This is a genomic window from Paenibacillus chartarius, assembly GCF_042432825.1.
Classification (GTDB): domain Bacteria; phylum Bacillota; class Bacilli; order Paenibacillales; family NBRC-103111; genus Gordoniibacillus; species Gordoniibacillus chartarius.
Map to the genome: position 1 here is coordinate 50,414 of NZ_JBHLWN010000107.1, position 13,548 is coordinate 63,961.

The 13,548-nt window shown below is 50.9% G+C and carries 9 protein-coding genes; 1 reads left to right on the plus strand and 8 read right to left on the minus strand.

Translation table 11 applies throughout. From position 1 onward, the window contains the following. Positions 1-71: 71 nt before the first annotated feature. The 3 genes from ACFFK0_RS26775 to ACFFK0_RS26785 are packed head-to-tail and all read right to left on the minus strand — an operon-like array spanning position 72 to position 4,144. Positions 72-1,901, minus strand: coding sequence for an ABC transporter ATP-binding protein (locus ACFFK0_RS26775; RefSeq protein ID WP_377473751.1), 1,830 nt, complete (start codon positions 1,899-1,901; stop codon positions 72-74). After that, entirely contained in the window at positions 1,898-3,637 is a 1,740-nt protein-coding gene (locus tag ACFFK0_RS26780) for an ABC transporter ATP-binding protein (RefSeq protein ID WP_377473753.1), read from the minus strand. Before ACFFK0_RS26780 ends, ACFFK0_RS26775 begins: the two co-directional genes overlap by 4 nt. Before the next feature lie 6 nt (positions 3,638-3,643). Next, on the minus strand, positions 3,644-4,144 hold the full coding sequence (locus ACFFK0_RS26785; RefSeq protein WP_377473755.1) for a MarR family winged helix-turn-helix transcriptional regulator: 501 nt from the start codon (positions 4,142-4,144) through the stop codon (positions 3,644-3,646). 317 nt (positions 4,145-4,461) lie between these two features. Between ACFFK0_RS26785 and ACFFK0_RS26790 the strand changes: the two genes are divergently transcribed. Continuing rightward, complete coding sequence (locus tag ACFFK0_RS26790; RefSeq protein WP_377473757.1) at positions 4,462-4,989, plus strand: cupin domain-containing protein; 528 nt, start codon at positions 4,462-4,464, stop codon at positions 4,987-4,989. Between the two features lie 419 nt (positions 4,990-5,408). On the opposite strand, the gene ACFFK0_RS26795 is transcribed toward ACFFK0_RS26790, so the two are convergent. The 5 genes from ACFFK0_RS26795 to ACFFK0_RS26815 all read right to left on the minus strand — a co-directional run bounded on the left by ACFFK0_RS26795 (position 5,409) and on the right by ACFFK0_RS26815 (position 13,305). Continuing rightward, on the minus strand, positions 5,409-5,615 hold the full coding sequence (locus ACFFK0_RS26795; protein ID WP_377473759.1) for a hypothetical protein: 207 nt from the start codon (positions 5,613-5,615) through the stop codon (positions 5,409-5,411). Between the two features lie 129 nt (positions 5,616-5,744). Next, positions 5,745-7,442: an alpha-L-rhamnosidase-related protein gene (locus ACFFK0_RS26800; protein WP_377473761.1), complete on the minus strand. Its 1,698-nt coding sequence runs from the start codon at positions 7,440-7,442 to the stop codon at positions 5,745-5,747. Positions 7,443-7,678: 236 nt separating this feature from the next. After that, positions 7,679-9,163: an aldehyde dehydrogenase family protein gene (locus ACFFK0_RS26805; RefSeq protein ID WP_377473763.1), complete on the minus strand. Its 1,485-nt coding sequence runs from the start codon at positions 9,161-9,163 to the stop codon at positions 7,679-7,681. Between the two features lie 1,011 nt (positions 9,164-10,174). After that, complete coding sequence (locus ACFFK0_RS26810; RefSeq protein WP_377473765.1) at positions 10,175-11,302, minus strand: response regulator; 1,128 nt, start codon at positions 11,300-11,302, stop codon at positions 10,175-10,177. 122 nt (positions 11,303-11,424) lie between these two features. Beyond that, entirely contained in the window at positions 11,425-13,305 is a 1,881-nt protein-coding gene (locus ACFFK0_RS26815) for a bifunctional diguanylate cyclase/phosphodiesterase (protein WP_377473840.1), read from the minus strand. Positions 13,306-13,548: the final 243 nt, after the last annotated feature.

Sequence of the window (13,548 nt, forward strand, 5' to 3'; positions counted from 1 at the left end):
CATCTCCACCATAGTATGAGAAGGCGATTAGCATTTTATCCAAGCCGTGGTAAATGAATCGCATCGTTTACTTAGGAAGCGAACTGGCTTTTATACAAATCGGCATAGAAGCCGTTCTGACGCAGCAGCTCCTGGTGCGACCCCATCTCGATAATATCTCCCTGATTCATCACGAGGATGACATCCGCGTCTTGAATGGTCGAAAGACGGTGCGCAATCACAAAGCAGGTGTGGCCCTTCATCAAGCTGCCCATAGCCCTCTGAATTTGCATCTCCGTCCGCGTGTCCACGCTGCTCGTCGCTTCGTCCAGTATCAATATTTTCGGCTCGGAGATAATGGCGCGGGCGATCGTAATGAGCTGCCGCTGACCCTGGGAAATATTCGTGGCATCCTCGGTGAGCAAGGTGTCATAACCATCGGGCAGCGTCCGGATAAAATCATCCGCATGAGCCTGCCGCGCCGCCTCCACAATGTCCGCTTCCGTCGCGCCTTCGCGGCCGTAAGCGATATTGTCGCGAATCGTACCGTGGAACAGCCACGTATCCTGGAGCACCATCGCAAACATGCTGCGCACTTGCTCCCGGGACAGGTCGCGCAGATCGACCCCATCGATCGAAATTCGCCCTTCGCCCACATCATAGAATCGCATCAATAAATTGATGATCGTCGATTTGCCCGCTCCCGTCGGACCGACAATCGCAACGGTCTGACCTTCCTTCACGGCAACCGACAGGCCGCGGATGACCGGCTCGTTCGGCTTATAGCCGAAGCGAACCCGTTCGAATTCGATGCTGCTGCCGAGCGCGTTCAGGTCAATCGGAGCCGCTTCCTGCCGCAGCTCTTCCGGCTCATCAAGCAGCACAAAGATGCGTTCCGCCGAAGCGAGCGCCGTCTGAAGCAGGGAAGAGACGGACGCCATTTGGCTCATCGGCCACGTCATTTGCTGCGAATATTGGATGAACGCTTGAACATCGCCAATCCGGATATAACCCATCAGCACCATAATGCCGCCGGCAATGCTCACGAGCACAAATCCGAGGTTACCGACGAACTGGGTCAGCGGCATCATCACGCCGGAAATAAATTGCGCCTTCCAGCCCGCTTCGTACAGCCGCTCGTTCATCTTGTCGAACGCCTCGATCGACTTCCGCTCCTGTCCGAACGCCTTCACGACCTGATGCCCGGAGAACATCTCCTCGATGTGCCCGTTGACTGCCCCAAGCTCCTTCTGCTGATTGACAAAATGCTTCTGGGAATACTTCGCAACGCGCTTTACTACTAGTAAGCTAAGCGGAATCGTAATCAGCGTTACCAGCGTGAGCAGCGGACTGATCACGAGCATCATGACGATAATGCCAAGCACCGTGATCGTTGAAGTGATCAGCTGCGAGATCCCTTGCTGCATCGCATTGCTGATGTTATCCACGTCATTCACCGCGCGGCTTAACAAATCGCCGTGAGGATGCCTGTCAAAATACTGGATCGGCAGCCGCGACAGCTTATCCTGCACTTCGCTTCGCAGCTCCGCGACAGTCGATTGCGATACGCTGGTCATGATATATTGCTGAATGAACGAAAAAAGCGACGATAAAAGGTACAGACCTCCCAAAATCAAGGTCAGTCGAAGGAGATAAGCGTAATGGATTCCCGTACGGTTCACAAAGCTCTCGAAAATGGAGGATGTCGCATCCCCAAGCAGCTTCGGGCTAATGACGTTAAACAGCGTCGACAACAATGCGGTAATCAATACTACGAGGAGAGCACCCTGGCGCGGCTTTAAATACCGGGTCAAGCGGCGCAGCGTCCCCTTGAAATCCTTCGGCTTCTCCGGAGGCATCATCGGTCCCCGGTGACCCGGCATGGGCGACGGATCCGCGGGCCGATCCCTGCGTATGCTCATGCAATCTCCTCCCCCTCCGGCGACAGCTGGGACGCCACAATCTCTTGATAAATTTCATTGCTCTGCAGCAGCTCCGCATGCGTGCCGATCCCGGCCATTCGCCCTTCGTTCAGCACAATAATTTGATCCGCCTCGACGACCGTACTGATCCGCTGCGCCACGATGATCACGGCCGCGCTGCCGGCTTCCCGCTTCAATGCCTTCCGGAGTCGCGCATCCGTTGCATAATCCAGCGCCGAGAAGCTGTCGTCAAAAATGTAAATATCAGGCTTGCGGACGAGCGCCCGCGCAATCGACAGCCGCTGCTTCTGGCCGCCGGATAGATTGGCTCCGGATTGCTCGATTTTGGCATGGAGCCCGCCTTCTTTTTCCTGCACAAAGTTCAGAGCTTGAGCCGTCTCCAGCGCCGCCAATAACGCCGCATCGTCCGCATGCTCGCTGCCGAACCGGAGATTTTCCGCAACCGTGCCGCTAAAGAGAACCGCTTTCTGGGGAACGTAGCCGATCGAAGAGCGCAGCTCCTCCTGTGTTTGCAGCCGAACGTCAACGCCATTCACGAGCACTTCCCCGTCTTCCGCTTCATAAAATCGCGGGATGAGCTGGACGAGCGACGTTTTGCCTGCGCCGGTACTGCCGATGATCGCCGTCGTCTGTCCCGGCACCGCGCGGAAGGAGATGCCTTCAAGCGCCGGCTTCTCCGCACCGGCATAACGGAACGTCACATTGCGGAATTCGACATGCCCGCGCTGCAGGTTTGCTTGTGCGGACGAACCCGGCTTGGGATCGACAATCAGCGGAAGCTGCTCCAGCACCTCATTAATCCGGCGGGCGGATACTTGCGCGCGCGGCACCATCACCAGCATCATCGAAAGCATAATCAAGGAAAACAGAATCATCGACGCATACTGGAGGAATGCCATCAAATTGCCCACCTGCATCAGGCCGGCATCAATCCGTGTCGCGCCGATCCATATGATAGCGATTTGCGTAAAGTTCATGATGATCATCATTACCGGGAACATCAACGCCATCGATTGTCCGACGCGGATGCCGGTGTCCCGGAACGATTCATTCGCTTCCTGAAACCGCTGCTTCTCATAAGCCACCCGATTGAAGGCTCTAACGACCCGCACGCCGATAAGTCCTTCGCGAAGCAGAAGATTCAGCTTGTCAGTTCGCCGCTGAAGCTCGCCGAAGAGCGGAATCGATTTGCGCGTGATTGCATAAATGGTACCCGCCAGCAGAGGCAGCGCGATTAGAAAGATAAGCGACATGAAAGCGTCCCGGGACACCGCCATCATGATTCCGCCGATCAGCATGAGCGGCGCTCTCGTCATCATCCGCATCATCATCGTCAGGACGTCCTGAACTTGCTTGATGTCGTTGGTCGTTCTCGTAATCAGAGAGGAAGGCCCGATTCGTTCGAACTCCTGCAGCGAGAAGCTCTCCACGTGGACGAACAGCTTCCGGCGCAAATCACGGCCGAATCCCATTGAGGCTCTCGAGGAGAAGAACATGACACTGATCGTAAGCAGGATGGAAGCGATCGAGCACGCGATCATCAGCCCCCCTGTCTTCAAAATATAAGGAATGTCCCGATTCACAATCCCGATATCGATGACGTTGGCCATTAGGGTCGGCAAATTCAGCTCCAGCAAAATCGCGGCCATCGTCAACACGACGACGAGAATGACGTACAAGCGGTATGGCTTTAAATTCTTCATTAAGGAGATCATTGCGGCTTAGTCCTCCTCTATCCGGTCTGTCTGCTCTGATGAATCGCTGTTCTCTTTCGCCGTTCTTCCGAACATACCGTTCTTCTGTTCCATGATATCGAAGGCCTTATTCAGCAGCTGCGTTAGCGTCCTGGCTTCATCCTCCCCCAGCTCCTCTACAAGATCGGTGAAACGCCTGTAAAATATACGCTTCAATTCTTTCGCTTCATCTAATCCTGACGGGGTGGGCACAATTCGCACAATTCGTCCGTCCTGCGGATCCTGCCTGCGGATAACCAAGCCGCGCGCCTCCAGCTGGTTCACCAGCTGGGTTACGAACGGCGAAGTTACCCGCATCAGCTTCCCAAGCTCCGATACTTTCAAACCGTTGTCGCCGTGATCGCTGAGCATCAGCAGGATCCGCGCTTCAGTGCGCCGGCAGTCATTGTTCGTAGCTGCCTCCCTGTTCCGAAATCGATGGAAAGCCAGCATGAGCCCTTTCGCCGTATCATTGACCTCCCGTGACATTGGATGTACAACTCCTCTTATGCAGCTTCACTATTAGATAAGTAAGTAACTTAACTAAATCATATTGGAAAATGCAGGCAATTGTCAAGCGATATCTTCATGCAGCTGGACCGGAGCGCCGGTGATGCCGGAAGGATTGTTGCGGCCTTGATCGCCGCTTACAAACTCCAACAATGAACTATCACAGCAAAAACTGATCTATTGTGCTAAAACTATTACCCGAGTCCTTCGCAGCGTTCATTTGTGTATTTGCATGCTGTGCTATATAATGCTATTGAATTTCTCATACCATTCAACTAAAGGAAACTGATCTTATCATGCAAATGAACGATGCCCAGTATTGGATCACAAAGCTCGATCTTGCAGCTCACCCCGAAGGCGGATACTACAAAAGAACTTATCAATCGGAAGAATCGATCACGGATCAACAATTGTCCGTCCGGTTTAACGGCGAGCGGCTGCTTTACACCAGCATTTACTTCCTCCTGCAATCCCATGACGTATCCCATTTTCATCGCCTCAAATCGGATGAGCTCTGGTACTTCCATGCCGGCAGTCCGTTAACCATTCATGTCATTCTTGAAGACGGCACCTACAAGGAAGTCAAGCTGGGCCTTCATTTGGACAACGGCGAAACACCTCAGTATTTGGTTCCCAAAAATTCCATTTTCGGTTCCTCCGTTATGGAAAAGGACACATTTTCACTAGTAGGCTGTATGGTTGCACCGGGATTTGATTTTCAGGATTTTGAATTATTCACACAGGATGATTTGCTTGCCAAGTATCCCGAGCATCATGCCGTTATTCAAAAATTAGCCTACGATAAGCTTCCTGTATTCGTTTAATTGGATAAGAAGCACCGGCTATCGCCGTCTTCCGACGCGCGTGTTTTCCCGCAATATTTAAGCCAGCTTATGTGCTCAGCGATGGACTCGTCTTTTTTTAGAGGGCTCTTGGCGTGGCTGACGCGGTTCGTTTACGGATCTGGAGGGCTTTATTTTACCGCTATCGCACTTTTCATTCAAAATAGAGGACTTTGGCGGCGCTATCGAATGTCAATTCATCAAATTGGGCTTGATTTTTCTCGATTGCTGGAAAATAACGCCACCAAAATCCGCTAAACTTGTAAGATATCATGTCTCGATTCAAATAACGGTTTCGGGAACCGTTAGCGGTTTATCTACGGATAAGCTGCTTCAATAATTTCCTGACTAATCATAAAAAAGAAAAAACCGCCATATGGCGGTTTTTCTTATTCATTACCTTAATCCGCTTTGTTTTGAGCGTTGTTGTCTTCATCGCCCATGACTTGATTCACCAGGTTTTGCGTGGCGTCCTTCGAAGTTTCCGCGACGTTCTCTACGGCATTTTGGACGTAGTTAAGTGCGGATTGATATCCGTTTTTGAACATGTTCGTTTTGTTTTCGACTGCGTTGTTCTGATATTCGTGCTTTTCGTTCTGATCCGCCATCTCAGTGTGCTCCTCCTTTTGCTTGAATCATCAATAAGATGCGAGTAAGGAAGGAAAAATATGCATTCACTTTTGATCCCAATATCCATGTTGGGGTGCACCATGATTGGGCCCGATCAGCCTGCAAGACTACGATGCCATAACCGTAATCCCCTTGGGAACCTGAATATCCGAATGGATGGTGCCATCCGCTTGCTTCGTATGTTTGACTTTAACGATTCCATGTGGTGTCGGGAAGGTGCCTTCCGCCCACTCCAAGTCGCCCAGCTGCGGTGTCACGCGTATCGTCCGGCATCCGGGCTCCACCGGGCGAATGCCTAGTACGTATTCGGACAGCCAGGCCGTTGGACCGGACGCCCAGCCGTGGCATAGGCTATGCCGATAACCTTCGTAACAATAACCTCCATAAGTGCCGTGTACATCGATCTTACCTTCCGTTGTCAGCTCGTCGATACGCGCTGCATCTTTCAGCCACTCGATATCGAAATCCTCCCAGAACGTAGTCGCTCCAAGAGTCAGCATGCCGCCCCAATAAGCCCGGATACTATCCAGACTGCCGCGTATATCCCCCGCCTCGCCGCGCGCTTTCAGAATATAGTAGCCGTAGAAGGTAGAATAGCCTTTCGGTGAATCCGGCGCAATGACCTCTTCGTTCGCCTGCTTCGGATCGAGCTGACCGACTAAAGCCAGCAGCGAGGCAGCCTGCTTGCTATGATTATGATCGGGAATAACCTTGCGGAGACTTCCCTCGGTTCGCCGGCACAGCTGTTCCGCATCGTGGTCTCCCATCACCGTGCACAGTCTGGCACCGGCCTCCATGCACCAGATGAACAGCGCATGCACACCGGCCTTGACCCCTTGCAGATTCGTGGAAGACGGCCAATCCAGGAACGGATTCGGAATGTCCACGGTGCCGTCCTCTCGAACGCAAGCTGCGAGCTGGCGGAGAAGCTCTGTCATATAAGGCTGCTGCTCCAGCAAATAGTTCAGGTCCCCGTTATACATATACCAATCGTGATGGATCAGAACCCACCAGATCGAATAGGTTGGAAAGGTCGTCATCCAGCCCGGCAACGGGCTCTCGTCCCGGATAAAATCCAAACTCCTCGGCACCACGTCATGATAACCGAATACAGCCTGAAGCGTCGACGTTTCCGGATGCATATCGCCCGTCCACACCAGCCGGTCCCGCTTAATCCCATCCCACAAATAATCCTGCATATTCAAGTGTACCGTGTAAGCCCCCGTGTCCCAAATCCGATTGAGCAAATCGTCGCTGCAGCGGAAGCTTCCTTTGTATTCTACTTCATGCATGACAGCAACAGCGCGGACGCTTAAGAGCTGTACGAAATGCCCTTCATCCAAAAAATCGATCCGGACAAAGCGAAAGCCCGTATTTCCGATATGCTCGGCCCCCATATAGCTAACTTCAAACACGCCGTCTCGCACCGCATGATTGTTTGTCGCATTCGTAGTCCCGCCAAGTTCGCTCATCGCTTCCATGGCCGATTCTCCGAACCGAATGCGCAGCTTTGCCGTTCTGCGATCCTTGCTGCTGCCTCCGGCGATGCAAATTTGCACCCCGCCATGCAGCTCCGTGCCAAAATCAAACAATACGCCTGGCGCGCTCCCTTCGTTGCGTAAGACGCACACCTGTTCCATCGGCAGGCTTAATACGGATTGACCGTCCCGTCCGGCAAGGAGCAGCTCCGGACGTTCAAGTTTCGCTCCCACATCTTCCGATTGCCAGACAATCCGCACCGGATCGACGTAGTATTGGGTCCTCGGTTCTTTATGCAGGTTAAGGCTTTTCCACGAAGGAATCATGGCTGCACTCCCGTTTCTAAATGACATTCCTTTCTTTAATATTGATTTTACCGTCAGTGCTTGGCAGGGACAATCATAAAGTTGTGATCAGGAATATAACAAAATTGATCATCGATTTCAAAATGACGTCGTCCCAACTCCTTCGGCTGATGCGAAACTCATGACAGAAGACTTCCGATGAATAGGGGATGGCAGGTTTCGATCCGAAAATCCAAACCTGCCGGAACGAACGAAACTTATTCGGGGATGTACGGCAGCTCGAGCATCGTCGGAATATTAATGACATGCGTTTCCGTGTACGTGAGCATGCCTTCAACACCGTACTCCCGGCCGACCCCGGATTGCTTGACTCCCCCGAAAGGAAAACGAACATCCAGCCCCTGGACTGCAGCGGTATTAATCATCGTCGTGCCGGCCTCGATCCGCCGGGCAATCCGCACGGCGTCTTCTTCCTTGCCCCATACCGAGCTGGTTAGACCGTATATGCTCTCGTTGTGCAGCGCAATAACCTGCTCTTCGTCGTCGAACGGTAAAATCGGAACGGTCGGGCCGAATTGCTCCTCCACGACAATCGGGTCATTGTAATCACAGCCCAAAACCAGTGTCGGCTGCATGAAATTCCCTTGATCATTAATATCCGGATCGATGACTTTGCCGAGTTTGATAACCTCGGCGCCGCGGCTCTTGGCATCGTCGATCAGACTCTGCACATATTTGACTTGACCGGCGTTATTCACGGGCCCTATCGTAACGTTCGGGTTAAACGGACTGCCTACGCGAATCCATTTGTTGGCGGCATCTATATATTTGGTTACGAATGCTTCATAAATGGAGCGATGCACATAAACACGTTTGGCGATCATGCAGATTTGACCTGCCGTGAGGAAATTGGAGATGACCAGACGTCGCATTGCACGCTCGTCATTCACATCGAAGCTCTTGAGAATAATAGCCGCATCGTTGCCGCCTAATTCCAGCGTCATCTTTTTAATCGTTTCGGAAGCGGCCTTCATGATGCTTTTCGCAGTTTTGGTGCCGCCGGTGAACGCAATTTTGGCTACCTTCGGATTGGATGTCAATTCAACCCCTACGTCGGCTTCGCCATGAACGAGGTTCAGAACACCCGGAGGAAACTCGGAGGAGATGATCTCCACCACCTTGCTGACAGCAAGAGGAGCGAACGGGCTTGGCTTCAACACCATCGTATTCCCTGCCAGCAGAGCGGGTGCAATCTTTATGGTAGACAGTGAGATCGGGTAATTCCACGGCGTAATCGCGGATACGACACCGATCGGGTCGTGCGTGATGATCGTTTTTCCCTTCTCATGCTCCTTCACTTCTTCCTGAAGCACTTCCTTCGCATTGTCGCAGGCGAATTCCATCCACATCAGGGACACGGCAAACTCACCTTCGGCGTCATACAGCGGTTTCCCGTGCTCCAGAGAGAGAAGTCGGGTTAGCTCGGGCATTGCGGCCTTCACTTTAGCAATAGCTCTGCGCATACGCTCGATTCTTTCCTCCACCGGTACCCACTTCCATGTACCAAAAGCATGATAGGCGGCTTCAATCGCTTCGATCGCTTCTTCTTTCGTGTTGACGGGCGCATAGCCTGCGACTTCTTTGAGATTCGCCGGGTTTTCACGGGTATACCGCTTTTCTGTCAGCACCTGTTTCCCACCAATGATGGAATGTACGACGATCGGCTCAGTTGCAACGGTCATAGGGCATGTCCTCCATTCATATGTGCTAAGACTATGGTTTGGTGGCAAAGGAAAACTTATGCAACCATCTCCAACATCCGGCGAATCCATGGGTATTAGTAACAGTTCTTATAAACGAGTGAAACGTTAAAAAAGGCCAAGTGAGTACACTTGACCTTACTTCACCGAAGCCTGTAGTCACTTCTCTTGTCAACAGCCCCGTTCTCACTACACTTTCTCGAAGATGTCGGCTGAAGCCGGCCAACATTTGTACAGAACTCGTGATTTGCTCCAGCAACCGCTTATTTGCATCATTCGCCTCAACCGCTTCAAGCGTCCGTCTTTCCGCATGCAGAAACAACTGTCGATTTAGCCTCGCAACCGTCACTGCAACAGCTGTAAGGAACACGACGAACAGGATACTGCCCGCTGCTGCGGAACTTGGATCAGCAAGAATATCGTTCCATATCAAATCAGCAACTGGCTGAAACCTGTCCACAGGAAGAATCTACTTTCATTGCGACGCACATAAGTCCGAAACCTATCAAATGTACTAGAGCATTCAAGAGATGAGCGCGACTTTGTTCTACGGGGCATGGCGTGACTAATGCGGCTCGTTTACGGATTTGGAGGGCCTTATTTTACCGCTATCGCAATTTTCATTCAAAATAGGAGACTTTGACGGCGCTATCAAATATCAATTGATGAAATCGGGCATGATTTTTCCCGATTCCTGGGAAATAACGCCTTCATAATCCGCTAAACTTGTAAGAGATCAAGTCTCGAGCCAAATAACGGTTTTGGAAACCGTTATAGCTCATAAGAGTTTCCGCCTACCGGGTTGTTTGGACGGATTTGGCTGCGCCGTTCCAATAAATGAATTTTCGGAACCGCGCCGTTTTCGATTGCGGCAGTGAACCGTCCAGCACAAAGAATGGAAAGATATATCTCTTTTCATGCTGGGCTTATCCACGCAGGCTCCATATTTCCCCAAACAAAAAAGCCCCTTTTCAGGGACTAGTGATACTGCGCCTATTCTTGTTTATCCGCTTTCCAATCCCTGTACCACTCGGTTATATAAGGGCTTGGACGCTCGTTTAACTCTTGCTCCAGCACGGACACCAGCAACCGGTATTGGCGATTGACCGCCAAAACATTCCCCTTCGACGCATAAATTTGCATGAGGCAGAAATGGGCTTCTTCCGCCAGTTCATGTCTGCTGCATATGTGAAGATATAACTCTATAGCCTCATCCAAATCATTCGATTTCCAGTACCACTGCGCCATCTGCAAGGAGGTGCGCAACCATAACGTTCTCAATCGGTGACGTTCGCTTTCCGCCCACCAAAGATCAAGCTCTTGTAAATAATCGCCCGTGTATAATTTCATAATGTCCCGATAATCTCGGATCGTTTCCGGAGAGATCGGAGGGGCTGAGTTCAGTTTTCGCTCCCATTCCTCAGCGTCCAGGCGCACATGGTGCAAGGTCAGCACATATCCGTCTGTTGAATTGGCAATTTGAAAATGATCACCGAATAGCTTTAACGATTTACGGACGTGATAAACCGCCGTGTACAGCTGAGAATACACGTTGCCGGATTCATATTCCGGCCAAAGCACCTCAACCAGTACGGACTTACGAACCCATTGACCCCGGTGTTGAAGCAAATATAAAAATAACTCATAGGCTCGCGTGGTCCTCCATTGAACGTGAATGACTTCTCCTTTTGACGTTTCTATGGACACTTGCTTGAGCATAGTCATTCGAATACATTCATTCTTAGCAAGGGGAGCTTTGGCATCTAATCTTGTCTCAATACGGTGCAAAGTTTTAGCTAACCGCTCCGGTGAGATCGGTTTTACAATATAGTCAATCGCCTCCAGTTCAAAAGCTTTCACTGCATATTCATCGTAGGCCGTGACAAAAACAATATGTATATTCGGGTTTATCTCCAAGAGGTGCTCCGCTAGCTGGATCCCGTCGATTTCCGGTAAATTGATATCGAGAAAAATAACATCAATGCCGCCTTCCGCCACTCTTTTCTTGGCAAGCATCGGGTCTTGGAATTTTCCGACAATGGTGATATCTGAAGCTTTCTTCAGCTGCATCTCCAGATAATCCAGAGCCAGACGTTCATCGTCAACTAGGATAACTTTCATTGAGCTCTCCCCGTGGTGCTTTTTTGGTAACTCCAATATATCACTCTTTTTTTGTATCATACAAATTGTGACATGTGATCCGATTGAAGGGTACTAAACGCACATAAGAAGCGGCCCCTCTATCAAGGAGCCGCTTCATCCGGTACGTTATGCTGCTGCGGTAATCCAAAAGCCCTGAACCACTGCTCTAACATATCATTCTTCATTGGTTTTCCATAGTAATACCCTTGCATGACATAACAGCCTAATTGGGTCAAGAAGTCGATATGTTCCTGCTGCTCTACTCCTTCGGCGATAACATCCAAATTCAAATTCTCCGCCATTAAAATAATGGCATGAATGATCGCCCTCTTACTCGGAGTGTCCAAATCGTTGGTAAAGAGACGATCCAATTTGAGAGCGTCGATGGGAAGCCTGTCCAGCAGCCCAATGGACGAATAGCCTGTACCGAAGTCATCCATAGAGACGCGTACTCCCAGCTTCCTGATGCTGTCGAGCTGACGAATAATATCGTTGATATCGTAGAGGACCATGGACTCGGTAACCTCCAGTTCCAGATAGGCCGGATCGAGCCCTACTCTGCTCAAGACGGATTCGATCAGCTCGGTCAAGCTGTCGGTTTGAAACAAGCGAACCGATAGATTGACCGATACGGGCTGCGAGATTCCTTGCAGCTGCCATTCTTTATTTTGTCGGCACGCTTCTTCCAGGGTCCATCGGGTTATGGGAATGATTAAACCGGTTTCTTCGGCAATCGGTATGAACTCACCCGGGGAAATCAACCCAAGCCGGGGGTGCTGCCAGCGAATCAAAGCTTCGAAGCCGTACAATTGATTGGTCTTCACATTCCATTTGGGCTGATATACGATAAAGAATTGGTTATCCTCCAGGCCTCGCTGCAAATCCTTCTCCAGTTCCATTTTACGTACGGCCAGGGTACCCATCTCCTCCGTATAGACGCTGTACTGGTTTTTCCCCTGCCCTTTGGCCCTATACATGGCCGTATCCGCGGTTTTCAGAAGAATGGAACGATCGGAATCCTGAATGGAACCGATGCTTATGCCGATACTTCCTGTCACATAAAGCTCATTACCTTCGATATAGTAGACCTTCTTGATCGAGCGAAGAATATCTTGGGCTAACCGCTCCGCCCGCTCCTGATCGCATCGTTTGACAATGATAAGGAACTCGTCTCCCCCGATCCGGAACGCCTGCTGGTCGCTGCGAACGAACTCGCGCAGTCTTGCGCCGACCTCCCGCACCAGGAGATCTCCGATATTATGTCCAAGGGTGTCATTGATGGCTTTGAACCGGTCCAGATCAAGGAACAGAACGCCGAGGCTTTCCTTGCCGATGTGTGTGTCAAAAAAACGGTTCATTTCGTTGCGATTAGGCAGGCCTGTAATGGAATCTTCGTAAGCCATCCGCTCGAGTACATGCCGGTCGAAGAACATAGCTCCCCATGATACGAAGAGAATGATGAATATCGTGACCGTCACTCCGTACAGAAGAAACATATCGATGTCATGCTCGTGCTCCATCATCGCGCCGGCATGAACATGAAAGCGTGCGGCCTTCATCCCCGTATAGTGCATCCCGCAAATGGCGAAGCCCATTATGACGGCCGACAGCCATTTCAGCCAGCTGGTGGAAGACTGATTGCGGAAGCGCAAAAACAAAAATAAAGCCGCATAGGAGGCCGCAAAAGCGATGAGGGCCGAAAGCGTCCAAAAAAACTTATCATACGACAGATCAGCGGACATGATCATGGCTTCCATGCCCATGTAATGCATCGTCACAATTCCGCTTCCCATAATAAAGCCGCCGAGTGCGATCTTATACCAATTGATGTTCTTAGGCATTGTAATGTAGAACGCGATAAAAGAAGAGATGATACTAGCCGCCATAGAGAGCAAGGTAAGCCAGACGTCATATTGGACCACAGCATGAAGATGGAAGGCTAACATGCCGACAAAATGCATGGACCAAACCCCGTTGCCCATGACAAACGCTCCCGCCAGCAGCCAAAAAAAACGGCTTTTTCCGCTGGAGTACGAAATCTTGGCCGTTATGTTAAGCGCCGAATACGACGCCAGGATCGCGATAACTACTGATAAAGCGACTATGATATAGTTGTAACTTCCTTCTACGTTCACATCAGATCAACTCCTTAATTGCGCAACCGTTGGTAACTCTTCCATTTTCCCGTCACAAGGACAGCCTTTTCGTTCCTGCACGCCGCGGGA

What these genes read in the sequence shown, in the direction of transcription:
- ACFFK0_RS26775 (WP_377473751.1), bottom strand. Translation starts at nt 1,901, where the DNA reads ATGAGCATACGCAGGGATCGGCCCGCGGATCCGTCGCCCATGCCGGGT.
- ACFFK0_RS26780 (WP_377473753.1), bottom strand. Translation starts at nt 3,637, where the DNA reads ATGATCTCCTTAATGAAGAATTTAAAGCCATACCGCTTGTACGTCATT.
- ACFFK0_RS26785 (WP_377473755.1), bottom strand. Translation starts at nt 4,144, where the DNA reads ATGTCACGGGAGGTCAATGATACGGCGAAAGGGCTCATGCTGGCTTTC.
- ACFFK0_RS26790 (WP_377473757.1), top strand. Translation starts at nt 4,462, where the DNA reads ATGCAAATGAACGATGCCCAGTATTGGATCACAAAGCTCGATCTTGCA.
- ACFFK0_RS26795 (WP_377473759.1), bottom strand. Translation starts at nt 5,615, where the DNA reads ATGGCGGATCAGAACGAAAAGCACGAATATCAGAACAACGCAGTCGAA.
- ACFFK0_RS26800 (WP_377473761.1), bottom strand. Translation starts at nt 7,442, where the DNA reads ATGATTCCTTCGTGGAAAAGCCTTAACCTGCATAAAGAACCGAGGACC.
- ACFFK0_RS26805 (WP_377473763.1), bottom strand. Translation starts at nt 9,163, where the DNA reads ATGACCGTTGCAACTGAGCCGATCGTCGTACATTCCATCATTGGTGGG.
- ACFFK0_RS26810 (WP_377473765.1), bottom strand. Translation starts at nt 11,302, where the DNA reads ATGAAAGTTATCCTAGTTGACGATGAACGTCTGGCTCTGGATTATCTG.
- ACFFK0_RS26815 (WP_377473840.1), bottom strand. Translation starts at nt 13,305, where the DNA reads ATGGGCAACGGGGTTTGGTCCATGCATTTTGTCGGCATGTTAGCCTTC.